This is a genomic window from Shewanella sp. 10N.286.54.B9, assembly GCF_041468565.1.
Taxonomy (GTDB): domain Bacteria; phylum Pseudomonadota; class Gammaproteobacteria; order Enterobacterales; family Shewanellaceae; genus Shewanella.
Genome location: NZ_JBFRIY010000036.1, coordinates 158,132 through 184,760, shown reverse-complemented (window position 1 = coordinate 184,760; position 26,629 = coordinate 158,132). Strand labels below are relative to the sequence as shown.

Genomic DNA, 26,629 nt, shown 5'->3' with positions numbered 1-26,629 from the left:
AAGCCCTTAAAGCGTTTGTCGCCTGAGGTTAATTTCCGAAGAAGTTAATCTCTCTAACACTGCTGCAAGTCCCGTACTACCTAAGTAGTTGGCCTGCTGTGCCGTGTCAGTGGATGCGCATTATAGGGAGATCTTGAGTAAGCGCAAGCGCTTTTTAAACAAATAATGCCTTTTTTATCATGTTTTTAGTTAAGCACATTTTAGCCACTAGTTACCCTCAGAGTTATCCACAAACAATCGTTGAAACGGCTACTTTACAGGCAGGCGGTCTCAATACCGTTATGGAGTACATTATATAACGGAGCCTTTAATGTTAGCGGTGTTTTCAATTCATGCTAGTCAAAGTGCTAAGAATTTTAGAACAGGCAGCATGGAGCGCCTATTCGTTTAAAAATACATTAGCTAATAATAAGCAAAAAAAAGGGCGACTTTAATAAGTCACCCTTCTTTTATATCCATTGTGAAGCAGTTTTAGCTTAGCTTCCCATGACACTGTTTGTACTTCTTACCAGAGCCACATGGACAAGGATCATTACGACCAACCTTCTCACCTTCACGAACCTGTGGCTGAGTTGCTGCTAATGCTGCACTTTCTTCGGCACCGACTAGAGCTTCAGCAGCAGCATGTTGGTAGTCACGACGGATTTTTGCGTCTTCTTGACGACGACGTTCTTCCATCTCTTCAACATCTGACTGCGCTTGAACTTGTACCTTAGACAAAATACTAATCACGTCGTGCTTTAGTGATTCAAGCATCTGCTGGAATAGCTCAAACGATTCACGTTTATACTCTTGCTTTGGATTCTTCTGTGCGTAACCACGTAAGTGAATACCTTGACGAAGATGATCCATTGCCGAAAGATGCTCTTTCCAAAGCCCATCTAACGTCTGCAGCATAACGGCTTTTTCAAATTGACGTAGAACTTGCTCACCTACCATCTCTTCTTTTGCTTTATATGCATTAATCCATGTATCTACAATACGCTCACGTAATGTTTCTTCATGAAGATCATCTTCCTTATCTAGCCACTCCTGCACAGGCAAGGCCATAGAGTACTCTTGCTGCAAGCGCTGCTCTAAACCTGCAACATCCCATAACTCTTCAACGGATTGAGGCGGAATATACTGGTCCATTAATTCATTGATGACATCAGTCTGAATATTAGTGATGGTATCTTTGATACTTTCAGCATCCATAAGCTCATTACGCTGTGCGTAAACCACTTGACGCTGGTCGTTAGCTACATCATCAAACTCAAGCAGCTGCTTACGGATATCAAAGTTACGAGCTTCAACTTTACGTTGTGCATTTTCAATTGCTCGAGATACCCAAGGATGCTCAATCGCTTCACCTTCTTCCATACCTAGTTTCTTCATCATTGAAGATACACGGTCAGACGCAAAGATACGCATTAAGCTATCTTCCATAGAAAGATAGAAACGAGACGAACCTGCATCACCTTGACGACCAGAACGACCACGTAACTGGTTATCGATACGGCGAGACTCGTGACGCTCTGTTCCTAGAATATGCAGGCCGCCAGCGTCGACGACTTCATCGTGACGTATCTGCCAATCAGCCTTAATTTTAGCTCGTTGCTCGTCGCTAGGATTAGCGAGTGCTTCGATTTCCATATTCCAGTTGCCACCTAGCACGATATCAGTACCACGACCGGCCATGTTAGTTGCAACAGTTACTGCACCAGTGCGACCTGCTTGGGCAACGATGTCGGCTTCACGCTCATGGAACTTGGCGTTCAAGATCTCATGTGGGATCTTTTCTTTCTTCAATAGGCTGTGCAGTAATTCTGATTGCTCAATGGATACAGTACCAACAAGTACTGGTTGACCGCGCTCACGGCAACCAACGATGTCTTTAACAATCGCTGCATACTTCTCTTCCGCTGTCAGATAAACCAAATCAGGATTATCTGCACGAACCATTGGGCGGTTAGTTGGAACAACAACAGTATCTAAACCATAAATATGTTGGAATTCGAAAGCTTCAGTATCAGCAGTACCGGTCATACCCGCAAGCTTCTCGTACTGACGGAAGAAGTTCTGGAAGGTAATAGATGCTAAAGTTTGGTTTTCATTTTGAATATGAACCCCTTCTTTCGCTTCTACCGCCTGATGTAGACCTTCAGACCAACGACGACCTGGCATAGTACGACCTGTATGTTCATCAACAATGATTACTTCATTGTCTTGTACAATGTAGTCGACGTCTTTTTCAAATAAGGTATGTGCACGCAGCGCTGCGTTAACGTGATGCAAGAGAGAGATGTTAGCGGCAGAATACAAAGAGTCGCCTTCAGCTAACATGCCACGCTCAGTCAATAAGACTTCGACCTTTTCTTGGCCACGTTCAGTCATGTGAACTTGCTTAGCTTTCTCATCGATAGAGTAATCGCCTTCACCAATCTCTTCTTCAGTGTCTTCTTTCTCTTGCTGAATTAGATTTGGGATCAGGGTATTTATCTTAGTGTATAGCTCTGAACTGTCTTCAGCTGCACCAGAGATAATAAGCGGTGTACGTGCTTCATCAATTAAGATTGAATCGACTTCGTCAATCAGTGCGTAATGCAATGGACGCTGAACACGCTCAGCAGGTGAGAACGCCATGTTGTCACGCAGGTAATCAAAGCCAAACTCGTTATTGGTACCGTAAGTGATATCGGCATCATAAGCGGCTTTCTTCTCAACTTGACCAAGACCCGCAACGTTGATCCCAACGCTTAAGCCTAAAAATTCAAATAGAGGACGGTTATTTTCAGCATCACGACCCGCTAGGTAATCGTTGACGGTAATAACGTGAACACCTTTACCTGTTAAACCATTTAAGTAGGCAGGTAAAGTTGCAGTCAGTGTTTTACCTTCACCGGTACGCATCTCTGCGATTCGGTTACTATCCAAGATCATGCCACCAATAAGCTGCACATCAAAGTGACGCATTTCGAAAACACGCTTTGATGCTTCACGTACAGTTGCGAATGCTTCAGGTAAAACGTCATCTAGGGTCTCCCCTGCCTCAAGACGTTCACGAAAGAGTGCTGTTTTTGCTTTTAAATCTTCATCTGATAGTTGCCCATACTCTTCTTCAAAACCGTTAATTTTATTAACGACTTTTCCGAAAGCCTTAAGCGTACGATCGTTGCGACTACCAAATACTTTTGTCAGTAATTTACCAAACATCTGAACCACTTCTATGTTGTTGGCCAAGTCCCTTTTAGAGCCTGAAAGCCTATTTTCGATTAACCTGCCTTGCGGTAGACATATTTTTGCGGATCAATTTGTTGTCCACCGCGCAACACTTCATAGTGCACATGAGGCCCGGTTGAGCGCCCAGTACTTCCCATAACAGCGATCTTATCGCCTTTAGCGACCACGTCGCCTACGGTTACTGACAAAGCTTTATTGTGACCATAACGAGTTCGAAGACCATTACCATGGTCAATTTCAACGAGCTCACCATATCCAAACATCTTGTCCGCCCACATAACCACACCACCTGCGGTAGCGACTACATCGACGCCCTCCTCTCCAGCAAAGTCGATGCCTTTGTGCATCGTACGTTTACCGCTAAAGGGATCATTTCGTAAACCATAGGGCGAGGATAACCAACCTTTCTTAATTGGTCGCCCAGATATATAACGTTCTTCATCTATATGGAGATTAGATGCTACCGTTTCAAGTAGTGAGAGCTGAACATTATTATTATCCATTCGCAAAACCAGCGCATCCATATCTGCAATGAGCTGATCGAGTTCAATGTTAGTGCCTAATTCACTTGCACCACCAACACCGACTTCTGAAGAGAAATCAAATTGATCTTCTAATTGATTATTTAGAGCAACTTGCTGACCCAACGCCTCTATACGCGTGAGTTTAGCTTGCATACGTGCAACGTGCGCCACTAACATCGACAGTTGAGTTTCAGTTGCACTCTTTAAAGAGATCAACTCGCTTTTCTGCTCTTCACGAGCCAAGCGTTCACTATCTGCATTAGTCTGTTGCTCTATAAGCTGCTTAGCATTGTGTTGATAAAGACCTGTTCCTGCTGCAATGAGCAAGATCGGTAATAACAACCAACGCTTTCCCGGTTGCCAACGCGTGGCACCGTTTCGACCTTGAATAAAAACTGTTACACTCATAGCCTAATTAAGCCATTTTATTATCATATGAAAAAGCCCCCACAGGATCTCAGTCAATTACTGCATCAGCAAGGGAACATGCCCAACTTAGCTGAAAAAGCAGAACTGCTATTACACTTAGATCACTACGTCAAAAAAGTGCTTACTGGCCCGGTGATAGAGCAGCTAAAAGTTGCTAATCTACGCCAAGGTACCTTGGTCATTGAAACAACTACGGCGGCCTGGGCGGCAAGAATTAACTTCCAAAAGCCCAAAATATTGCAGATGCTGCAAGCCGAAACGCTACCCATGCTTACCGCTATCGAGGTCAAAGTCAACCCAAGCTTGCTAATGTATGAAACAAAATACAAACCTGCTCACAACCAGATAAGTGAAAATGCGGCTGCTCACATTGAAGCGTTAGCTGAGCATGCTGAAGGTACGCTAGCGGTAAAACTAAAACGGCTGGCTGCATTAGCCAGCCGTTCAAGGCAATCTTAATTCGTTTTTAAGCGAATACAGCGCCCGAAGGTACCGTAAAGCTTACTGGAGCATCAGCTTCTTTTTCAAAGCTAACAATCTCCCAAGCATCTTGCTGTGCAAGCATTGCACGCACTAACTGGTTATTAAGTGCATGCCCTGTTTTGTAGGCGCAGAACTCACCGACAATTGCATGACCAGCTACATATAGGTCACCAAAAGCATCAAGAATTTTGTGCTTAACGAACTCATCCTCATAACGCAGGCCATCGGGGTTGAGGACTCGGTATTCGTCAAGTACAACGGCGTTTTCCATGCTGCCACCAAGAGCCAAATTATTAGCTCTTAAGTATTCAATATCTCGCATAAAACCAAAGGTTCTTGCGCGGCTGATATCTTTAACAAAAGCAGAAGATGAAAAATCCATCACCATATGTTGTTGACTACGGGCAATTTCTGGGTGATTAAAGTCGATAGCGAAATCAACTCTGAAACCTTTGAAAGGTTTTAACTCAGCCCACTTATCACCATCTTCAACACGAATAGGTTTAGTGATCTTGATGTACTTCTTAGCTGCGGCTTGCTCTTGAATGCCTACTGATTGAAGTAAGAATACAAAAGGACTCGCACTGCCATCCATAATCGGGATCTCAGGTGCGTCAACTTCAATAATGGCATTATCAATGCCTAAACCAGCAAGTGCAGCAAACAGATGCTCAATTGTCGAAATACGAACACCGTCGTCATTTACCAGCGCAGTACACATAGTCGTTTCGCGAACTTGATCAGCAACAGCAGGAATTTCAACTGCTGGTGACAAGTCAGTACGAACGAGAATAATGCCGGTATTAACAGGTGCGGGTTTAACGATCAAAGTCACCTTGTTGCCGGAATGCAATCCAACACCAGTAGTTTTAACCATTTCTTTGACTGTTCTTTGAAAAATCATGTATTTACCCGTTTATTCGCTCAACAAAAAAGCTCGATTTATACACTTTTTAACCATGTATAGCCGATGCTGGTCGGATATCTTAGCATATCTTTGCAAATTCACCAAAAATGGCTGCATTGTTAGAGAATACATTAGTATCCACTTATACCAGTTAACACCTTATTAACATTAAACTTAATCAGCTTGCTTGCGCAAAAATGCTGGAATGTCTAAGTAATCAAGGTCGCTCTTTTTCTCTGCTGTTGGTGCTACAGCAGGTTGCGCTGCAGCAGCTGTATTTCCGTTTGAAATCGTTGGCGAAATTGGGTCTTCCGCTGCAAAGGTTTCAGTACGAGTTTCAGCAGGTACAATTGGTTCTGGACGTGGTGCAGGTTTAGTTACCAGTTGAATATCAGGCTTCTTCTCAGCGCCAATACCCGTTGCTACAACCGTTACACGTAGCTCATCTGACATTTCAGGATCGATAACTGCACCGACAACCACAGTCGCATTATCAGAAGCGTAAGCCTTAACGTGATTACCCACAGTCTCGAACTCTTCAATGCTCATATCCATACCAGCGGTGATATTAACAAGCACACCACGAGCACCAGCAAGATCGATATCTTCAAGCAAAGGACTGGCAACAGCAGCTTCGGCCGCTTCTTCTGCACGATCCTCACCACTTGCAACACCCGTACCCATCATGGCATTGCCCATTTCTGACATCACGGTTTTAACATCGGCGAAATCGACGTTGATTAAACCTGGACGAGTAATAAGCTCTGCAATACCTTGCACCGCTCCAAGTAGCACGTTGTTAGCAGCAGCAAATGCATCAAGTAAAGATGTACCGCGCCCCAGCACTTTTAACAGCTTTTCATTTGGAATGGTGATCAGTGAATCAACGCTTTTAGCCAACTGCTCGATACCTTGATCGGCAAAGGTCATACGCTTTTTGCCTTCGAAAGGAAATGGCTTAGTCACTACCGCAACGGTAAGAATCCCCTCTTCGCGAGCAACTTCTGCGACAACAGGAGCGGCACCAGTACCGGTTCCACCACCCATACCCGCTGCAATAAAGATCATATCTGATCCTTTAATCGCGTTACGGATACTTTCTTTATCTTCTTCTGCTGCTAAACGACCAATTTCAGGATTTGCCCCTGCTCCTAGCCCTTTAGTTACATCACGGCCTAACTGAATCGTGGTACCTGCAGCTGACTTACGTAATGCTTGTGCATCTGTATTGGTCGCTACGAATTCAACACCCTCAATATTGTGCTTAACCATATGCTCGACAGCATTACCACCGCCGCCACCGACACCGATGACCTTGATCACCGCTTCATCTGTATGACTATCCATGATCTCAAACATGGTTTTTTCTCCGTTTTGCCTGCGTTACTAAATTAAAACTCGCCTTTAAACCAACTTTGGACCCGATTCCAAAGACTGGTGACCCCTTGTCGCTCAGGACGCTCGAACTGACGTTCGATGACTCTGCGCGCGCCATAATGAAGCAGCCCAACTGCTGTTGAGTAGATAGGCTGATCCACATATTCATATAAACCTTTCACTGGCAACGGTTGTGCCATTCTAACTGGCATACCGAATGTTGCTTCAGCAACATCAACCGCTCCTTCAATCGAGGCTGTACCGCCGGTTAGCACTATGCCCGCAGCCACTTGATCTTCAAGACCACTGTCTCGCAACTGCTTTAAAATCAATTCAAATAGCTCTTGATATCTTGGTTCAACCACTTCAGCCAGTGTATGCCTAGACATACTGCGCGAAGGACGCCCGCCTACTGAAGGCACTTCGATACTGTCTTCTCGGCTTACCATAGAGCTTCGTGCACTCGCATGCTGCACTTTAATTTGTTCTGCATGGGATAACGGTGTGCGGAAAATCTTAGCGATATCATTAGTCACTTGATTACCCGCAACAGGCACTACCGCACAATGGCGCAGTGCACCGTTGGTATAAACGGCAATATCTGTTGTCCCGCCGCCCATATCAACTAAACAAACGCCAAGATCTTTCTCATCATCGGTTAACACCGAGTCTGCAGATGCGATTGCTGAAAACACTAAATCATCAACTTTAAGTCCGCAGCGCTCCACACTCTTAGTAATATTCTTTGCCATGTCATTGGCACAAGTGACGATGTGCACTTTTGCCTCCATACGCATCCCAGACATGCCGATTGGACTCTTAATCCCATCTTGCACATCGATAGCGTACTCTTGCGGCAACACGTGCAGAATCCGTCTCTCTGTTGGGATTTTGACTGAACGCGCCGTGTGGATGACATTATCGACATCCTCTTGTGTCACCTCTTCATCGTTAATCGATACCATGCCATTTTCATTCTGACACTCGATATGTTTGCCCGAAATACTCAGATAAACCGATGAAACTTGGCAGTCCGCCATCAACTCCGCTTGATCGAGTGCTCGCTGAACACTGCGTACAATAGAATCAAGATCGTTTACACCGCCTTTATCCATCCCTCGTGAAGGGTGGTTGCCGAGGCCGACAATACTGATCTCGCCATCAGGCAAAACTTCACCAATGATCACAGCAACTTTTGAAGTTCCTATGTCCAAGGCTACGATCAGATTTCTATCTAGATTCTTAGTCATTAATTAACGGCTCTCTGTTTGTGCATCATCCCAATCTACGGCCAGTCCAGTGTCGTAGCGCAAATCCACCACCCCTACCTTTTTATCTTGCGCTGCAAGCTTAGGGTAAACGTGAATAAACCTTTGTATCCTTGTCATACTATCTTCTCGGCCAAGCTCAAGCCTGATACCGTTATTTAACTCTGCATGCCATGCATGTCGTGCACTTAAGCTCAAACTCTTTAAGCTAAACCCATTGATTGTTAACAACTCACCGAGTTGTTGATAGGTTGTCAGCACCGACTTGCCTTGTGCTTCTGGCCCCGTCAACGAAGGTAAATTGGGTATTCCCTCTTTCGCTGGAGCATCAAACACATCACCGTAGGTGTTGAGCCAAGCATCACCATTCCAATGGGCTACCGGCACTTGTTCAATCAAATACACTTTTAGCTTTGCAGGCCACTCCCGCCTTACAGATGCCTGATAAACCCAGGGCAAGGCTTCTAATGCCTGCTGCACTTGATTGACATCTGCAGAGAAAAAGCTTCTTTGCATTAAATCTTGCAGTGCAACTTGAATTTCTTGGTCAGCGGTATAATTCCGCTCACCATTAATTGCAACAGCTTCAATTGGCAATGCATCCGCATCATTCAAGACCGCATTTAGTTTAAAAGCTGCAGCTGAAAGCCCAATTAAAACACACGCTAAAAACACTAGCCCAAAGCATAAATACCAGTCGGTTTTTAACAGCAAAACCCGAATACGTTGGCCTTTATCGCTCCAAGACATCCTTACGCCCTCTTATTAGGTCGTGAAGACGGAAAACCGGCCATTATATAGACCTTATCCTTAGCGTCAAAATTTGCAGTGTAACTCATTGTATATATTTCTAAGTTACCCATTTTTATCTTCAGCTTCTTTTGCGTCAAAGCCTAAATTTGACTGTGCCAAATTTCGCGATAACACGCCAATATTACCCGCGCCTTGAGTGAGAAGCAGATCACCATTTTGAAGTAATTCTGGTAATACCGTTTGTAGCTGCTCACTATTCGCAACAAATACGGGCTCTAGCTGGCCACGAACTCGAATAGAACGACACAACGCACGACTATCAACTCCCGGTATAGCAGCTTCTCCTGCGGCATAAACATCAAGTAGCAACAAGCAATCAACCTGAGACAGTACTTCGACAAAATCTTCATAAAGATCACGAGTACGGCTATAGCGATGCGGTTGATAGATCATTACCAATCGACGCTCAGGCCAGCCCTGTCTAGCAGCTTTAATCGTTGCAGCGACTTCGCTCGGATGGTGACCGTAATCATCAACCAGTTTGATCTCGCCTTTACTGGTTTCAAAGTCACCGACTTGCTGAAAACGGCGACCAATTCCCTGAAATTCGGCCAGTGCTTTTACGATAGCCTCATCTTCAATATCATCTTCACTTGCCACAGCAATTGCCGCTAAGGCATTTAACACATTGTGTTCGCCAGGCAGGTTTACCGATAATTGCAGATCAGCAAAGCCGTTGCGCTTAACCGTAAATTGGCTGCTGTATCCTGTTTGCGTGAAACCAACCGCTTGTACATCGGCTTCGTCACTAAAACCATAGGTCACTACTTTTCTGCTAAAGCGCGGTAATAGCTCTCGCACGATAGGATCGTCGATACAAACCACAGCAACACCATAAAATGGCAGATTATGGATAAAATCAACAAAGGTATTCTTGAGCTTTTCAATATCACCGCCATAGGTATCCATATGGTCGGCTTCGATGTTAGTCACCACACTAACCATTGGCTGCAGGTGTAAAAAACTGGCATCACTTTCGTCGGCTTCAGCAATCAAGTAACGGCTATGACCTAAGCGGGCATTAGTACCTGCGCTATTTAATAAGCCACCAATAACAAAAGTAGGGTCACGATCTGCTTGACCATACACACTGGCAATTAAACTGGTTGTGGTTGTTTTACCATGGGTGCCAGCAACAGCAACTCCGTGGCGGTAACGCATCAGCTCAGCTAACATCTCTGCACGCTGTACCACAGGGATCCGCAACTCTTTTGCAGCCATCAACTCTGGGTTGTCGGCACTAATAGCGGTTGAAACTACGACTACGTCAACGTCCCTAACATTCTCGGCATTGTGGCCTATGTGGATTACTGCACCCAACTGACTAAGTCGATCTGTCACTGCATTTTCAGCGATATCAGAGCCACTCAATTTGTAGCCCTCGTTAACAAGCACTTCCGCTATGCCGCCCATACCCGCACCACCTATTCCAACAAAATAGATATGCTTCACCCTACGCATTTCAGGGATCATGGTTCTTAGCTGCGAATACTTCTCTGCTTTGTTACTCATCTCAACCCTTTTCCACTAATTTGATACAGACGTCGGCGACTCGTTGCGTTGCATCGAGTACTGCCACATCTCGGGCGCGCTCGCCCATTTTGCATAACTCTTTTCTGTCTGACGCTAGCATCGACAATTTACTTATCAACTTACTGCTATCCACCAAAGGTTGTGGCAATAAAAATGCAGCGCCCGCCTCGACTAATACCTGAGCATTTTTGGTTTGATGGTCATCTACAGCATGTGGATATGGCACTAATAGGCTCGGCAATCCAACTGCTGCAAGTTCCGATACCGTCAATGCACCCGAACGGCACACAACGACATCAGCCCAGCGATATGCTGCTTCCATATCGTCGATAAACTCAGCCACTTTTACACTGCCGTCTTGGCCTAAGTGCTGATACTCGGCTTTAACCGATGCTAGGTTGTTACGACCAACTTGATGCCACACGGTCATAGGATGGGTTTTACTTACGCCCTCAAGCGCTCCAGGCATGACATCGTTAAATATCTTGGCACCTAAGCTTCCCCCCACGACTAAAACCTTCAGTGCTTCCTCTTCACAAGCTTTATCTCTGTTACCACCCAGTGCAATTAACTCTTTGCGAATAGGATTACCTACAGTTTCAGCACTGACATCTGTAAATGTGTCCGGGAATGCGCACAACACTTCAGAGGCGACCTTGGATAAAAGCTTATTGGTCATCCCTGGAATAGCATTTTGCTCATGCAAAACTAATGGGATGCCTGATAATCTTGCAGCAACTCCACCGGGGCCGCTGGCAAAGCCGCCCATGCCCATCACCACATCAGGCTTAAAATCTTGGATCACTGATCGAGCTTGCATAACTGAACGCAGGATCTTGAAAGGAGCAGCCAATTTACGTAATAAACCGTTCCCTCGGACTCCCTTGATATCAAGGAAATCGATATCGAAGCCGTGTTGAGGCACTAATCTCGCTTCCATTCTATCGGCTGTACCTAACCAGCGTACCTTCCAGCCCTGCTGGCTTAGGTATTTAGCAACCGCAAGCGCAGGAAAGACATGGCCGCCAGTGCCGCCTGCCATAATTAAAATGCGCTTCTCTTGTGCTTGGTCAGTCATTAATTCACTCATTATTTTGGACCTCGGCCTTCAACGGCTTGGATCACACTTAATCGTCTTTCGTAATCAATTCGGATCAACATCATCGCAGCTGCCGTCATGACCCATAAACTACTACCGCCATAACTAATGAATGGCAGGGTCAAACCTTTTGTCGGTAACATGCCAATACTGGCACCTACATTGACCACCGTTTGAAAGCAGATCCAAATACCAATACCGTAGGCAAGGTAGCCATCAAATGCACGCTCAAGCGATAAGCACATGTTACCCAGCTTGATCGCTCTCAAAGCGACAAACAGCAGCACTGCAAGCACCACAATAATGCCGATAAATCCTAACTCCTCACCAATAACGGCAAAGATAAAATCGGTATGAGCTTCAGGCAAGTATTCCAGTTTTTGAATACTATTTCCTAAACCTTGTCCAAACCAGTCACCACGCCCATAAGCCATCAACGATTGGGTTAGCTGATAGCCACTACCAAATGGATCTTGCCAAGGGTCTAAAAAAGACGTCACTCGTCGCATACGATATGGCTCTAATGCCACCAAAGCCACAAACGCTAGCACTCCGGTCAGGATCAGCGCAAAAAAGTCTAATAATCTGGCCCCAGCCAAAAAGAGTAAGCCTACAGTGCCGACAAATAGCACCACTACGGTGCCTAAATCCGGCTGCATTAAAATTAGAAATGCATACACTGCAAAGACAGCGATAGGTTTATAAAATCCTTTAGCGTTTTCTCTAATCTCTTGATGACGCCTTACCAAGTACCCCGCCATATAAATTGCAAAAACGAACTTGGCGATCTCTGCAACCTGTATCCGAATAGGCCCAACAGTTAACCAGCGTGTAGCACCGTTTACCGTGGTACCGACTAACAATACTGCGACCAGCATAATGCCCACAATCAACAGTAAAAATGGGCTAAAATTCTGCCAATGGCGCATCTCTACTTGTAAAACCACAGCCGCGATAACCATACAGCCCACTAAATACGCGCCATGGCGCCATACAAAGTGAAATGGATTGCCGGTTAAACTCTGCGCTTCTGGCATGGAGGCGGACATCACCATCACAAAGCCAAAGCAGATTAACGACAATACCGCGAACAGTAATGCTCGGTCATACAGCTGCATACCCGGCGCGGCTCTATCTGCGAATAAGTTTGCTAGCGACCACTTAAAGCGGCCGCTAAACAGACTGAGCTGCTTCTCAGCGCTAGGCATTTAACTTGCCGACTTCAGCACGAAAATCATCGCCACGCGCCATAAAATTAGGGTACATATCTAAACTGGCACATGCTGGTGACAAAATAACGATATCACCTGCAGTTGCAATTTCATTGGCTAACGCTACCGCTTCAGCCATGGTTTCAACGGACTGTGCGCCCACTTTAAGCGCGGCAATTTTGTCCCCATCTTTACCTAAGGTAATTAAACTACTGACCTTTTCGAGCGCCGTGGCTAAGGCGGAGAGATCTGCACCTTTACCGTCACCGCCAGCAATCAAAATCAACTCTCCTAAGTGCTCACTCAAACCTTCGATTGCTGCGACTGTCGCACCGACATTGGTTGCTTTAGAGTCGTTGACATAAGTCACTCCAGCAATATCGGCGACCACTTCACAGCGGTGAGTTAGCCCAGTGAACTGTTTAGCTACTGCGACTAAACATTCGCGGTCGATATCGACACTGCTCGCCAGTGCCATTGCCGCAATCAAATTGGCGTGGTTATGACTGCCCACCAAAGCGACCTCGCTAATCGGCATAATGACACTGCTACCACGTACGATGTTGCCATCAGCAATGCCCCAAGCGTCAACTTCTGGAGCATCTAGACCAAAGCTATTTTGGTTCATTGGGCTATTTGGCAATGTCAGCAGATCTTCGCGATTAAACAGTATGCTTTTACTTTGATCATAAAGATTCAACTTGGCTTGTCGGTATGACTCCAAGTCACTGTAGCGATCCATATGATCTTCGCTAATATTCAAACAGGTTGCTGCAATACAGTTGAGGCTATGAGTCGTCTCCAGTTGGAAACTGGATAGCTCAAGTACATACAGCTCTTTTGGCGCTAATAACAGGTCCAATACAGGAATACCTATATTGCCCCCCAAGGCATAGGATAATCCCGCCGCAGCAGCCATTTCACCCACTAATGTAGTGACCGTAGACTTACCATTTGAACCAGTGATACCGATGACACGGGCTGAGGTATTAGCAATTTCTCTCGCGAATAGCTCGACATCGCCAATCACTTCAATCCCCATATCAAATGCAGCGCGTACCTCTGGTGTTTCAACCGAAATGCCGGGGCTAATAACAATCTGCGATGCTTGCACCAAATAGCGGCAATCGAATCCACCCGCAATGAGCTCAACATCAGGATAAATTGCAGCCAACTTGTCTGCACCTGGAGGCTGATCTCGACTATCCATCACCAACGGAGTTATCCCCTGATCACACAGGTAGCGAACAACCGATAAGCCGGTTGCTCCCAAACCTAATACTATGTGTGAATACTGCTGCGCCATGTTATATGTCCGTTTTATCTAAGCTTCAACGTTGCAAGACCAAGCAACACTAGGAACAGGGAGATGATCCAAAAGCGTACGATAACGCGCGGCTCTGGCCACCCTTTTAACTCATAATGGTGGTGTATAGGTGCCATACGGAAAATACGCTGGCCTCTTAACTTGTATGAACCGACCTGCAATATAACGGATACGGTCTCCATTACGAACACACCACCCATGATGACAAGTAAGATCTCCTGACGGACCAATACCGCGATTGCGCCCAATGCAGCACCAAGTGCTAGAGAACCTACATCCCCCATAAAGACTTGAGCTGGATAGGTGTTAAACCATAAAAACCCAAGCCCTGCACCGACAATCGCAGTACAGACAATCACTAACTCACCCGCTCCGGGTAGATAAGGAATGTGCAAGTAGTTTGCAAATTGAACGTGTCCAGAAAGGTATGCTATTAATGCAAAAGCTGCAGCAACCATCACAGTTGGCATAATCGCTAGGCCATCTAGACCGTCAGTTAAGTTAACCGCATTACTTGAACCCACAATCGTGAAGTACACTAATACAATAAAGAAAGCACCCAGTTGTGGCATCACATCTTTAAAGAAAGGCACGACTAACTGCGTTTCTCCAGCCGTATCCGCTGATGCGTAAAGGTAAACAGCAATCACAATGGCAGCGATAGATTGCAATAGGTATTTCCAGCGCGCGATCAAGCCTTTAGTATCTTTACGAACCACTTTACGATAATCATCGATAAAACCAATGGTGCCAAAACTTGCTAATACAAACAGCACGACCCACACATAGCGGCTACCCAAATCGCCCCAAAGCAATACACTAATAAAAATACCCGCAAGAATAAGCAAGCCACCCATTGTCGGTGTTCCGCGCTTACTAAAATGAGACTCTGGGCCGTCGTTACGCACGACTTGACCTATTTGCAATAACTGCAAACGCTCGATCATCTTCGGTCCCCACCAAAGACTAAACATCAATGCCGTAATCAAACCAAGAATGGCTCGGAAGGTGACATAAGAAAACACGTTAAACCCACTGTAAAATTGGGTTAAATACTCCGCCAGGTAAACCAGCATTAAACAAACTCCCCGCGACCAAAGGCCATTGTTAAAGCTTCAACTACACGTTCCATTCTCGCACTGCGAGAACCTTTGACTAAGATTGTGATATCGCCATTAGACTCATTAATGTAAGTCGTTAATTTTTTTACTAATTGGCCAATATCATTGTGGTGTGCAGCACCAAAAGCATGACTTGCACCTTGGCTTAGCTCGCCAACACAAAACAGTGCATCAACACCTTTTGCTTTAGCTTCTGCGCCTAGCTCATTATGCAAAAGGGCGGCATTGTCGCCTAATTCTCCTAAATCGCCCAGCACTAAACACCGATTTCCGTTAATTTCTTGAAGCCAGTCAATCGCCGCGCCGACCGAGGCGGGGTTAGCATTATAGCTATCATCAATGACCGTCACTCTGCCTAAACGAGTGGGTAACATTCTGCCCTTAACGGGTTCAAGTAAGCTCAGTCCTTGATTGATAAAGCTTAATGACATACCAAGTGCCAAACATATGCTACTAGCAGCCAATGCATTCAGTACCTGATGGCGACCTGCAAGTGGTAAAACCACAGATTCAACCTGATCTGCATAGCAAATATCAAAGCTGTATCGTCCGCCTTTATCAGCATGCAGAGACGTTGCTTTAACGTCTGCGGTTGCGTCAATAGCAAAGGTCAACTGAGTTAAATGTTTAGATGCTGCTAACATCACTGCTGAAAAAGCATCATCGGCATTGATAACCGCAGTGCCATCTGTAGTAACGTGGTTGAAAATCTCTGATTTTGCTTTGGCAACGCCAGCTAACGAGCCAAATCCTTCAAGATGTGCTGAGGCGACATTATTCACCATCGCCACACTGGGCTTAACGAGACTAGAGGTGTAATCAATTTCACCAGCGTGATTTGCACCGAGCTCAAATACACCAAACTGATCACCAGCCTGTAAACGTAACAAAGTCAGTGGCACACCGATTTCGTTGTTAAAATTACCCGCGGTATATAGCACTTGGTGTTGTTGTGACAAAATGGTGGCAACCATCTCTTTAACGCTGGTTTTGCCGTTTGACCCCGTTAATGCAACACAAACTGGCGCTAGTTTATCTCGAACTAAAGCACCTATTTCACCCATTGCTCGCTGGCTGTTTGTTACAATGATTTGTGATACAGCAAGTGGGAGTTCACGCTCAACCAACATAGCCCTTGCGCCATTTTCAGCGGCTGAAGCAACAAAATCATGGCCATCAAAGTTGTCACCTTTCAGCGCTACAAATAACGTTTGTCCATCCACAGCGCGACTATCACTCGATACCTGCTCTATCGAAAAATCTTCTCCAAGCAACTTGCCACCAAGATGCTCAGCTATTTCTGTTAGCGATAGCTTTATCATGCGTGACCTTCCGCTATGGCTTTAGTAAACGCGCGTTCATCATAATTCAATTTTTCACCATTAACTTCTTGGTAAGTCTCATGTCCTTTACCAGCAAGTAACACCATGTCACCAGGTTTTGCCAACGCAACCACTTCTCTAATGGCCGCTTTACGATTAACTTGAGATTGTGCTTTTTGCGGCTCAGTAAATCCTGAAAAAACATCTGCGATAATATCTTCAGGATTTTCACTGCGGGCATTATCGCTGGTCACCATCACATGATCAGCATACTGTTCAGCGCTGCTTGCCATCATAGGCCTTTTACCTGAATCTCTATCGCCACCACAACCAAATAAGCACCATAATTCGCCCTTACAGTGCACTCTTAATGCCTGCAGAGCCTGCTCGATAGCATCTGGCGTGTGGGCGTAATCGACGACCAATGTCACATCGCCACGAGTGGTAAAGCGCTCCATTCTGCCAGCAACAGGAGTCAAACCAGAGGCAAGACTGACCAGTGCTGCCATATCTTCACCCACAAGGTAAAGTGCACCTAGAGCCGCCACTAAATTGGAAAGGTTAAAGTCACCTAATAACGGTGACTGCAGCTTAGCTTCACCTTCGGGCCAGACTAACGTGCACGATACGCCACCATCATGGTATTGGCACTGTTTGGCATAAATGTCTGCTTTTGTATCACCTTTGATACTGAAACCTAACGTTTTAGTTGCTGTCGCTTGTGCTAACCAAGCTGCACCGGTTTCGTCATCACAATTAACCAAGCCAGCACGCAATGAACTAAAGCTAAACAGGCGTTGCTTAGCAGCGCCGTATGCCTCCATCGTATGATGGTAATCAAGGTGATCACGGCTCAAATTGGTAAATACCGCCACATCAAAAGGCACCGCCTCTACGCGGCCTTGTACCAAGCCATGACTAGACACTTCCATAGCACAGGTATCAGCATGACTTTTTTCAAAATTTTGTAACTGCTTAATCAGAGTTATAGCGTCGGCAGTGGTGTTGCCACTGTCGACAAGTTCGCCCCATAAACCATTACCAAGTGTCCCCATCACAGCAGTTTTCTTCTGTTGCAGCTGCTGTAGCTGAGCAATTAACTGGGTCACCGAGGTTTTGCCGTTAGTGCCTGTCACACCAATAATCCGTGGACGTTGGCTCGACAACGGGTATGCCTGCGCAGCGAGTGCTGACACTTGTCGATTTAGTTGGAAAAAAGCAATTTGCAGACCATTTTCGCTACTAATATTGCCATGTTCTTCTGGCGAGTCGGTATGCACCAACACTGCAGCAGCGCCGTTATCCAGCGCAGCTTGAATATACTGTCGTCCATCTACCTGATAACCCGGTACTGCGACAAAAAGATCACCCGCTTTTAGCGCACGACTATCAAGCGAGAGATCATTGAAAGCTTCTATTCCTGAATAGTGAAACCAGGGAGCAAGGAGATCTCGAATTAACATTATTCTGCACTCCTGGATAAAGCAGCCAAACGAACTTTTTCGCGGCTGGAAATGGGTTCAACATTCAACATTTGCAAGGCACCAGACATCACTGATGCAAATACGGGGGCTGCAATATCACCGCCGTAGTATCTATCGCCTTTAGGTTCATTAACGACAACCGCGATAGCAAGTCTGGGGTTATGCACTGGCGCCACACCAGCAAAAATAGCCACGTAATCTTCACCATAGCCACCGGCGACGGCCTTACGGGCAGTACCTGTTTTACCGGCAACAGGATAACCTTCAATATGTGCCTTACGCGCCGTGCCACCTTTCTCGGTGACACCAACTAGCATCTCCATCACATTCTGCGCGACATCAGCAGAGATAACTTGGGTACCTTCAGGCTTTTGCTTAAGCTTTAGAATAGAGGTTGGATAAAGCACCCCTTTACTGCCAAGGGTGGCGTACATTCTGGCGATCTGTAATGGCGTAGCCATTAAGCCGTAACCAAACGATAATGTGGCTCGCTCAAACTCAGACCAACGGCGTCTGTCGTGAATTAGACCGGCACTCTCGCCCTCAAGGTTAATCCCTGAGTAGTTACCCAGCCCCATCGCTTGATAGGAGCCTAACAACTCTTGTACTGGCATCGACAACGCTATTTTTGTCATGCCGACGTTACTTGAATGCACCAAGATACCGGCTAGCGACAGGTCGCCATAATTGCGGGTGTCACGCACGATTTTACCGCCGATACGCATTCGGCCAGGGTTGGTTTTAATGATGTCGTCGAGCTTAATCGTGCCCGCTTCAAGCGCTGCTGCAACAACAAAAGGTTTTATGGTTGAGCCGGGCTCATAAGCATCAGTAAGCGCACGGTTTCTCATGCGATAGCTCTGCAGGTTCTCACGAGAATTTGGGTTGTAAGAGGGGGTATTAGCCATCGCTAACACTTCACCGGTATTCACATCTAGTACCACGATCGATGCTGATGTAGCTTGGTTAGCTTCAGTGGCCTTTTTTATCTCGCGGTATGCCAACTGTTGAATACGTTGGTCGATACTTAAAACAAGATCATTAGGGCTTTCACCCTCTTGCACCATGTCTAATCTCTCAACGACGTGGCCATCTCGAGATTTACGCACCTTCTGTTTAGTCGGCGTACCCGTTAACCAGTCGTTATAGGTATTCTCTATCCCTTCAATACCTCGATCATCAATATTGGTAATACCAACGAGCTGCGCGGAGATCTCACTGGTTGGATAGTAACGACGTGATTCAGGCTTGAGGTAAACACCGGGTAATTTGAGTTTTTTAATATAGTCAGCAACAGCCGGGGTAACTTGACGTTTTAAGTAGGTAAAGCGTTTACGCGGATTACTTTGGACTCGTTTTAGAATTTTATCTTTTGGTTCATGCAGCACATCAGCGAGCGCTTGCCAGCGGCGCATATCGACAAAACCATTTTCGTCATGCACCACTTTAGGGTCAGCGTAAACTGCTTTAACAGGCACACTGACCGCTAGCATTTCACCGTTTCTGTCGGTAATGAGGCCACGTTGCACTTCACGGCTCGTAGTCCTTAAGGTACGCATATCACTTTCATGACGTAACTTCTCAGGCTCAATAATCTGAATATAAGCCGCTCGACCGATAAGACTGGTAAATAGCATGCAAACAAACGCCACAACAACGTATAAACGCCATTGAATCAGTTGTGGTTTCTGCTTACGCTTTGCTTGTTTACTCATGGGACTCTAACTACCACCTCTTCTTTGGGTAAAGGACGTCTCATATTGAGTTCTTTAGTCGCCATCCGGGTTACTCTGCTGTGTTCTGAGCGAGACTGCTCTTCAAGTAGCAAGTTTCGCCATTCAATATCTAATCGATCACGCTCTTGCAGCAATTGCTCCCACTTACTGGTGTACTTACGCCCTTCGTAACTGGTGTAAACCACTGCGACCGCGTTGAGCATGACGAGCAATGCCACTACCATGACCCATTTGTGGTGCCATAGATCTAGCAACACAATACGGGTTAGATTTAGCTGCGACTTACTCACTTAAGCCTCTACACTGACTCAAGATCATAAGGTAAGCGTTCAGCAATACGCAGCACTGAGCTTCTTGCTCTAGCGTTGCGCTCTATCTCTTCTGCTGACGGTTTAATCGCTTTGCCTAAGCCTTTCAACTTACGTGACTTGTTGATTTCGGCTTCGGTGATCGGTAGCCCATGCGGCACACTTTCACCTTGGCTATGACGACGAATAAAGCGTTTCACCATACGGTCTTCCAGTGAATGGAAGCTAATGACTGATAAACGACCTGCAGGAGCAAGCACTGTCAACGCACCTTCTAGTGCTTGATCAATCTGCTCAAGCTCACTATTGATATAGATCCGAATGGCTTGGAACACACGAGTTGCAGGGTGCTTATTACGTTCTTTGTTCTTGGTAATACGGGCAATCAAATCTGCTAAATCTTTAGTGCGTAAGAATGGCGTTTTCTCACGATCAGCAGCAATACAGCGAGCAATATGACGTGAGTTTTTCTCTTCACCGTAGGTTTTGAATACCCAAGCCATATCTTCAATTTCTGCACGAGCAATCCACTGCGCTGCGGTTTGACCTTGAGAGTTATCCATACGCATATCTAACGGGCCATCGCGTAGGAAGCTAAAACCACGTTCAGCGTCATCGAGCTGAGGCGAAGATACACCGAAATCGAGCAATACACCGTCAATCTTGCCCTTTAGACCAAGCTCTTCTACATACTGCGCTAACTGACCAAAGCCACCATGCACAATCTGAAAGCGATTGTCGTCTTTAAACTGCTCTGCCGCTAAAATGGCTTGTGGATCTCTGTCAATTGCAATCAAACGACCATTAGGTCCGAGTTGCTCAAGCACTTTTCTCGAGTGACCACCGCGGCCGAAAGTACCATCTATGTAGATGCCATCTTCGCGTATATTTAGGCCTGCTACGGTTTCTGTTAGCAAAACCGATAGGTGTTCAAATGATTGCGTCATGTTTATCTTCTATTTGGTTAATATCACTCATTAGAGCGAAAAATCAGCTAAACGTTGGTTAGCTGCTAAATCTTCATTAAGAATCGCAATACGACTCTCTTCAATCTGTTGTTGCCATGCCGCTTCGTCCCACAACTCAAACTTATTAAGTTGACCGACTAACATCGCCCTTTTTTCTAGATTGGCGTATTGACGCAATGGCGTCGGTAAAAGCACTCGGCCATTACCGTCCAATTCACACTCATGGGCATAACCAAGCAACATACGTTTAATGGCTCGTTCTGCAGGTTGGGTATCTGATAATTGGGATAACTTAGCCGCTATTTGCTGCCACTCTTGCACCGGATAGAGCAGTAAGCAGGGCGATTGAATATCGACAGTAATCACTAACTGGCTGTTATGATGGGCGTGCAAAGGCTCACGGTGCCGTTTTGGCATCGCAATTCGTCCTTTCGCATCTAAATTGATAGCGCTCGCCCCAGAAAACACGTTATGTCGTCCTTGTTAATTTATCAAAAATCCACAAATATCCACATTTCCCCACAACAGCTAAGTTTAGGGATACAATGCAAGAATTGTCAAGGGGCCGACGTTATTTAAAATCCAGTAACCAAGCGGGTTAGCAGCGAGTTTTAAACTAAATGCTATCGAGTGCACAAATAGGGATTTTTGTGGGAGATGAGTTATTCGAACTATCTAAAAAGTAGGAAAAACAGACAGAAGAGAGTCGTAGAGTGGTTTTCCAGTAACACTTAAGTGGAGTTTATTCCCCTTCTTCCTCCATTAATGAAGCCTAAATTACACTCGCTATAGCGTAAAAAGCTAGATTCAATCTCTCAAAACTAAAATTAGGTTAACAATTTTTAACCCATCGCAGAGTTTACTAACAATCATACTGCCACAAAACGACTCATTTGAAAGTCGTACCTTCAGCTAGCACCAAGCTTCTATAGCGATAAACAGTGTCATCTGTTGATAGTTTCTATCAATCAGGGCATATTTGACTAAATTTTAAGCTACTGCTGCCGATATATAAGTAATCAATAACTAATACCAATTAGTATAAGAAAGTGATCTACTCAGCGTGTTTTTCAGCAACTAATTCAAGTCGAATGGGCGACGGAATGATTGCCCCTTTTTGAGGCCGCTCAACACAGAAGTAGGCAGGTAAAAAAATGCGCCTAACAGGCGAGTTTTAGCGCTTTTGATGCAGTGTTAACGAGTTTGACCGTAGAACAACTATGCTCTTCACTCGCTGCAAACAACAGGGACGTTGTGAATGTCTTTAAAGCAGGAGCAATTAAAGACCTTGCCTCATAAGCGCTAAATTCTCGCTGAGCGATCACATCTTTATACTGATTGGTATAACAACTTGGGGGCTCTATGATTAGTTTAGATAGTGTTTATGCCATGCTAGCTCGGCCACCTCTACGTGAGATTAAGCAGAAAGACGGCGTAAAACCCGTTAATAGCAGCGCAGCCATTACCGCTGATAGCCATGAACAGCCCCAAGCTCAGCTGCCCCCACACTTAGAAAGGCGTCAGTCCCGTGAAGATAGACGTAAAACCTCCTCAACGCTCTATCAACTGGATCCTAGCTTAGAAAGGCGAAAGAATTATGTTGAAGACAGAAGAGAAGATGAGCAAACATCAACTGATAAAAAAGACGAGGATGACTCGCCTTTTGGGCATATAGACATCAATGTTTAGCGCGTTCTCGCCACGGCTTCTTGCCAGCCGTTATAAAGTGTTGCTCTTTGCGCATCATTAAGCTGTGGTTTAAAGCGTCGCTCAACGACCGCTTTATGTTTAAGCTCTGCAGTAGAGTTCCAAAAACCTACCGCGAGTCCAGCTAGAAAAGCGGCCCCCATTGCTGTAGTTTCGGTTAGCTCTGGGCGCAACACATCCACATTGGTAATATCGGCTTGAAACTGCATTAAAAAGTCATTGGCAACCGCTCCACCATCGACTTTTATCTGTTTTAGCTCTACCCCGCTATCTTTACTCATAGCATCAAGCAGATCCCGACTTTGATAAGCAATCGCTTCCAATGCGGCGCGGATAATATGATTGCGATTAGCTCCTCGAGTTAAGCCAACTAAAGCCCCCCTCGCATCGGGATCCCAATACGGAGCACCTAAACCAACAAAAGCTGGCACTAGATATACGCCATTGGTGTCGTCGACTTTTGAAGCAAAGTACTCGGTATCTTGCGCATCTCGGATCAACCCCAGTTCATCACGCAGCCATTGAATCGTTGCTCCGCCCATAAATACTGAGCCTTCAAGTGCATAGTTGATTTCACCTTTAGCGCCCACGGCAATCGTTGTTAATAAGCCATGCTGAGACTTTACTGCCTCTGCACCGGTATTCATCAGTAAAAAGCAGCCCGTCCCATAGGTATTCTTCGCCATCCCTTCGTCAATACACAACTGACCAAAAAGCGCTGACTGCTGATCGCCAGCGATACCTGCAATGGCAATGCTGCTACCCTCACCAGCAATGCGAGTTTGCCCATATATTGCAGAAGAGGCTTTAACCTCAGGTAAAAGAGAGCGCGGAATATCTAGCGCTTTAAGCAGCTTTTCATCCCAGTCTTGTTGATGAATATTAAACAACATAGTGCGTGAGGCATTCGTTGGGTCGGTAACATGTACCTTACCTTCGGTAAGCTTCCACACTAACCAGCTGTCAATAGTGCCAAATAGCAGCTCTCCTTTTTCAGCACGCGCCCTGACGCCATCAACATTATCCAAGATCCACTTTATTTTAGTGCCAGAAAAATAAGGGTCGAGTACTAAACCTGTGCTGTCTTTAACATACTCTTCTAACCCCTGAGCCTTTAAGTCATCACAAATCGATTTGCTTCTTCGACATTGCCACACAATGGCGTTATACACCGGTTTGCCAGTCTCTTTGTCCCAGATAACCGTTGTTTCACGCTGGTTAGTGATCCCTATCGCCGCGACATCTTCACTATGGATATCTGCTCGTGCTAACGCTTCAATTAAGGTTGAGCTTTGTGATGCCCAGATCTCCATAGCATCATGCTCTACCCAACCTGGTTGTGGATAGATTTGGCCAAATTCTCGTTGCGAACTCGCCACCATATTCGCGTCATGATCAAAAACAATAGCTCTTGAACTGGTGGTACCTTGATCCAATGCGATGACATATTTCTTTGACACAAAAACTTCCTTATTGACGTGTATCTTTTAGTAAACCGATTTCTGGTTGCACTATGTTGCTGTTGTTAGGCTCAGGGTCACAGGCATGGGCAGGGTAATACCACACAGCATTAATTTTACCTTGCTTTAACTCATACACGCCGATGCTACATTGACTATCTTGCTCACCGTCATGACTCCAAGTCACCTTTTCTACAGTGCTCACATAATTGGCTGAGCTCATCGCCTGCGTCAACGTGGCTTTGGCATCCGGCAGTGTTTGAAAATAGTCAGCCATCGCCGCACCCAACTCATTTTTCGACGAGGTCTCTATCAACATGTTACTGCCAGATATATTGAACCAATGCACAGTGTCGGTTGTGTGCGATAGCAGCTGCTCAATACTGTGTTCGTTAAAAGCCTGTATAAACTGCTCAACAACCTCAATCGAAGCATTAGTATTGCTTGGCATTACATCATCGGCACTAGAATAGGCAGGGACAAAACTGATTAACAGCAAACAAACCGATAAGTTCAGAGATCTAATATTCATTTGAAACCTCTATTTTTAGTTAAAGTGAGTTCCAGCAAAAATACGGGTTTATGTCGAGTACTGAATTTGAAAATCAGCCGCTCTATACCACTGCAAGTTAACTCTTTTACCATGAAACCCACATAATAACCCAATGGCTAACAAAGTAAAAAGCCCCGCTAATGCGAGGCTTTCAGTAATGGTTAAGTTAAGCTTATGCTTATGCTTATGTTTATGTTTAACTTAAAGGCTATCTATTCAATTTAGAAACGGTAGCTTGTTTGAATACCTATTAACAAAATATTACCGCTTGTTGTACCGGTGAAAGTTCCGCCGAAATGAGCAGAAGAGTCATCAGATGGGATACCTGGACGCGGTTCAACCACTGGAGATTCATCCGCAAAGATGTAAGTCAGACCAAAATCCATATCAAAGTTTTCGCTAATACGGTAACCCATACCTGCGCTCAACCATAGACGATCCATCTCTGGAATCGTCAGAGTACGGTTTGCATCAGATACTGCTGACTTATCGTAAGCGATACCCGCTCGCATACTTACAGCGTCATTCAACTGATAAGTGGTACCCAGCGCAAAACGGTAGTTATCTTCCCAGTTCTCTTGCTTCACCAATTGAGTGGGCTCAGAAAGCGCAGGAATAACCGCTTCTAATTTTTCGAATGAACTCCAATCGGTCCAGTTAATGCTGGCATGAATGGCAAGCTTTTCACTTAATTGATGGTAAGAAGCAAGCTCCGCCGTTGCAGGTAATGACAGCTCCATAGAGCCTGCCATCTTTAAGTTTGGATCCATTGGGTTAAAGGCCAAACCATTAGCTTCACCTTCAAGATTTTGATCCACTGCTGAGCGGTAGTTAAAGCCAACTCTGTTGTCGGCATTTATCTGCCATGCACCGCCTAATTGCCATCCCCAAGCGGTGTCATCACCTTCCATGTACTTCAGTGTGGTGCCTTTCGGTACTGGTAAGTTACCAATTGGTGTAGGCAGAACGGTGTCAGCTGAGCTTTTCGCGCCAATACTACCTTCACCAATGACAAAACGTACACCGCCACCGATACTAAACTGCTCATTGATGCGGTAAGCCACATTAGGATTGATCTCAATGGTGGTAACAGATGCTTCATTACCAAACTGAGTACCACGGAAATTGTCATCCAGTTCAGTCGCCATGCCAAAGTTACTGCCAAGTGCTAAACCCACAAACCAGTTGTCATCTATCTGGTGAGAAACATAGAAATTCGGAATAACAGCGTCATCGGCAATATCATGAGCAGATGTCGGATTAGTGCCATCGACATAAGTCACTTCACCATTGATATCAATATTCGGCATAACCAAAATGGCACCCGCTGTCATTTGAGTACCATTTAAATAAGTAAGCATTGCTGGATTGCGAAACTGTGCCGCTGCGTTATCAGCCATTGCCGCTTCACCAGCAAACGCACGCCCAAGTCCCGTAGCCGAGTATTCCGCTAACTGAAATCCAGCAGCTTGAACCTGTGTTACATTCCCCAAAAGTACCGTACTAACGGCAAGTGTTAATAAACGCTTATTCATTTGTATTCTCTAATTATGTAATTACAACAAGTAGAGCAATTACTCCACTTAAAAGTGGAGCGAATTTTACAACCACAGAATATCTTTACAAGTGTTTTAATAAAAACAGCGTAAAACACTGGCAAAACATAGCGAAGGCAGTAGGAATAAAATACAGATCACGTTTTAAAATTAAAAACAGAATACATATCAGTAAAAAAGCTCGCTAAGTAGAAATCAAAAGTATAGAGAAAAGCAAATCA

Annotated in this window: 22 protein-coding genes; 2 read left to right on the top strand and 20 right to left on the bottom strand. The window is 45.3% G+C overall.

The features are described 5' to 3' along the window. Positions 1-471: 471 nt before the first annotated feature. Both secA and AB4135_RS13135 read right to left on the bottom strand, forming a co-directional pair. Complete coding sequence (secA, locus tag AB4135_RS13140) at positions 472-3,195, bottom strand: preprotein translocase subunit SecA (RefSeq protein WP_371993500.1); 2,724 nt, start codon at positions 3,193-3,195, stop codon at positions 472-474. Positions 3,196-3,254: 59 nt separating this feature from the next. After that, the gene (locus tag AB4135_RS13135; RefSeq protein ID WP_248976069.1) at positions 3,255-4,154 is read right to left on the bottom strand and encodes a M23 family metallopeptidase; all 900 of its coding nucleotides are present in this window, start codon (positions 4,152-4,154) and stop codon (positions 3,255-3,257) included. 27 nt (positions 4,155-4,181) lie between these two features. Here AB4135_RS13135 and AB4135_RS13130 point away from each other — a divergent pair, with 27 nt between their 5' ends. Next, the gene (locus AB4135_RS13130; RefSeq protein ID WP_371993498.1) at positions 4,182-4,634 is read left to right on the top strand and encodes a DUF721 domain-containing protein; all 453 of its coding nucleotides are present in this window, start codon (positions 4,182-4,184) and stop codon (positions 4,632-4,634) included. A gap of 7 nt (positions 4,635-4,641) precedes the next feature. On the opposite strand, the gene lpxC is transcribed toward AB4135_RS13130, so the two are convergent. From lpxC to mraZ, 15 genes are all read right to left on the bottom strand, one after another. Continuing rightward, entirely contained in the window at positions 4,642-5,562 is a 921-nt protein-coding gene (gene lpxC / locus AB4135_RS13125) for a UDP-3-O-acyl-N-acetylglucosamine deacetylase (RefSeq protein WP_371993496.1), read from the bottom strand. Positions 5,563-5,739: 177 nt separating this feature from the next. Next, positions 5,740-6,924: a cell division protein FtsZ gene (gene ftsZ / locus AB4135_RS13120; protein WP_371993495.1), complete on the bottom strand. Its 1,185-nt coding sequence runs from the start codon at positions 6,922-6,924 to the stop codon at positions 5,740-5,742. A 32-nt stretch (positions 6,925-6,956) separates the two neighbouring features. Further along, the gene (ftsA, locus tag AB4135_RS13115) at positions 6,957-8,192 is read right to left on the bottom strand and encodes a cell division protein FtsA (protein ID WP_371993493.1); all 1,236 of its coding nucleotides are present in this window, start codon (positions 8,190-8,192) and stop codon (positions 6,957-6,959) included. Positions 8,193-8,195: 3 nt separating this feature from the next. Beyond that, on the bottom strand, positions 8,196-8,960 hold the full coding sequence (locus AB4135_RS13110; protein WP_371993492.1) for a cell division protein FtsQ/DivIB: 765 nt from the start codon (positions 8,958-8,960) through the stop codon (positions 8,196-8,198). Positions 8,961-9,065: 105 nt separating this feature from the next. Further along, positions 9,066-10,535: a UDP-N-acetylmuramate--L-alanine ligase gene (gene murC, locus AB4135_RS13105; RefSeq protein WP_371993490.1), complete on the bottom strand. Its 1,470-nt coding sequence runs from the start codon at positions 10,533-10,535 to the stop codon at positions 9,066-9,068. Position 10,536: 1 nt separating this feature from the next. Further along, positions 10,537-11,634 (bottom strand): undecaprenyldiphospho-muramoylpentapeptide beta-N-acetylglucosaminyltransferase, encoded by a 1,098-nt coding sequence (gene murG, locus AB4135_RS13100; protein WP_371993512.1) that lies wholly within the window; start codon positions 11,632-11,634, stop codon positions 10,537-10,539. A gap of 11 nt (positions 11,635-11,645) precedes the next feature. Then, positions 11,646-12,863, bottom strand: coding sequence for a cell division protein FtsW (ftsW, locus tag AB4135_RS13095; protein WP_371993489.1), 1,218 nt, complete (start codon positions 12,861-12,863; stop codon positions 11,646-11,648). Further along, on the bottom strand, positions 12,856-14,172 hold the full coding sequence (gene murD, locus AB4135_RS13090; protein ID WP_371993487.1) for a UDP-N-acetylmuramoyl-L-alanine--D-glutamate ligase: 1,317 nt from the start codon (positions 14,170-14,172) through the stop codon (positions 12,856-12,858). The genes ftsW and murD overlap by 8 nt, the downstream gene beginning before the upstream one ends. A 14-nt stretch (positions 14,173-14,186) precedes the next feature. Beyond that, a complete protein-coding gene (gene mraY, locus AB4135_RS13085; RefSeq protein WP_371993485.1) occupies positions 14,187-15,269 on the bottom strand; it encodes a phospho-N-acetylmuramoyl-pentapeptide-transferase in 1,083 nt (360 codons plus the stop codon). Beyond that, entirely contained in the window at positions 15,269-16,636 is a 1,368-nt protein-coding gene (murF, locus tag AB4135_RS13080) for a UDP-N-acetylmuramoyl-tripeptide--D-alanyl-D-alanine ligase (protein ID WP_371993483.1), read from the bottom strand. The genes mraY and murF overlap by 1 nt, the downstream gene beginning before the upstream one ends. Continuing rightward, the gene (murE, locus tag AB4135_RS13075; RefSeq protein ID WP_371993510.1) at positions 16,633-18,102 is read right to left on the bottom strand and encodes a UDP-N-acetylmuramoyl-L-alanyl-D-glutamate--2,6-diaminopimelate ligase; all 1,470 of its coding nucleotides are present in this window, start codon (positions 18,100-18,102) and stop codon (positions 16,633-16,635) included. The genes murF and murE overlap by 4 nt, the downstream gene beginning before the upstream one ends. After that, positions 18,099-19,835: a peptidoglycan D,D-transpeptidase FtsI family protein gene (locus tag AB4135_RS13070; protein WP_371993481.1), complete on the bottom strand. Its 1,737-nt coding sequence runs from the start codon at positions 19,833-19,835 to the stop codon at positions 18,099-18,101. Before AB4135_RS13070 ends, murE begins: the two co-directional genes overlap by 4 nt. Further along, positions 19,832-20,146, bottom strand: coding sequence for a cell division protein FtsL (gene ftsL, locus AB4135_RS13065; protein ID WP_371993479.1), 315 nt, complete (start codon positions 20,144-20,146; stop codon positions 19,832-19,834). The genes AB4135_RS13070 and ftsL overlap by 4 nt, the downstream gene beginning before the upstream one ends. Positions 20,147-20,154: 8 nt before the next feature. Next, entirely contained in the window at positions 20,155-21,111 is a 957-nt protein-coding gene (gene rsmH, locus AB4135_RS13060; RefSeq protein ID WP_371993477.1) for a 16S rRNA (cytosine(1402)-N(4))-methyltransferase RsmH, read from the bottom strand. Positions 21,112-21,141: 30 nt separating this feature from the next. Then, positions 21,142-21,600 carry a division/cell wall cluster transcriptional repressor MraZ gene (gene mraZ / locus AB4135_RS13055; RefSeq protein ID WP_371993475.1) on the bottom strand — a complete coding sequence of 153 codons (459 nt, stop codon included), beginning with the start codon at positions 21,598-21,600 and terminating at the stop codon, positions 21,142-21,144. 894 nt (positions 21,601-22,494) lie between these two features. Between mraZ and AB4135_RS13050 the strand changes: the two genes are divergently transcribed. Then, entirely contained in the window at positions 22,495-22,821 is a 327-nt protein-coding gene (locus tag AB4135_RS13050) for a hypothetical protein (protein ID WP_371993473.1), read from the top strand. Here the strand turns inward: AB4135_RS13050 and glpK are convergent. The 3 genes from glpK to AB4135_RS13035 form a co-directional block, all read right to left on the bottom strand. Continuing rightward, on the bottom strand, positions 22,818-24,299 hold the full coding sequence (glpK, locus tag AB4135_RS13045; protein WP_371993472.1) for a glycerol kinase GlpK: 1,482 nt from the start codon (positions 24,297-24,299) through the stop codon (positions 22,818-22,820). The two genes, AB4135_RS13050 and glpK, sit on opposite strands and share 4 nt — an antisense overlap. 10 nt (positions 24,300-24,309) lie before the next feature. Next, the gene (locus tag AB4135_RS13040; protein WP_371993471.1) at positions 24,310-24,831 is read right to left on the bottom strand and encodes a nuclear transport factor 2 family protein; all 522 of its coding nucleotides are present in this window, start codon (positions 24,829-24,831) and stop codon (positions 24,310-24,312) included. A 242-nt stretch (positions 24,832-25,073) separates the two neighbouring features. Then, positions 25,074-26,387, bottom strand: coding sequence for an outer membrane protein transport protein (locus tag AB4135_RS13035; protein ID WP_371993469.1), 1,314 nt, complete (start codon positions 26,385-26,387; stop codon positions 25,074-25,076). Positions 26,388-26,629 lie beyond the last annotated feature (242 nt).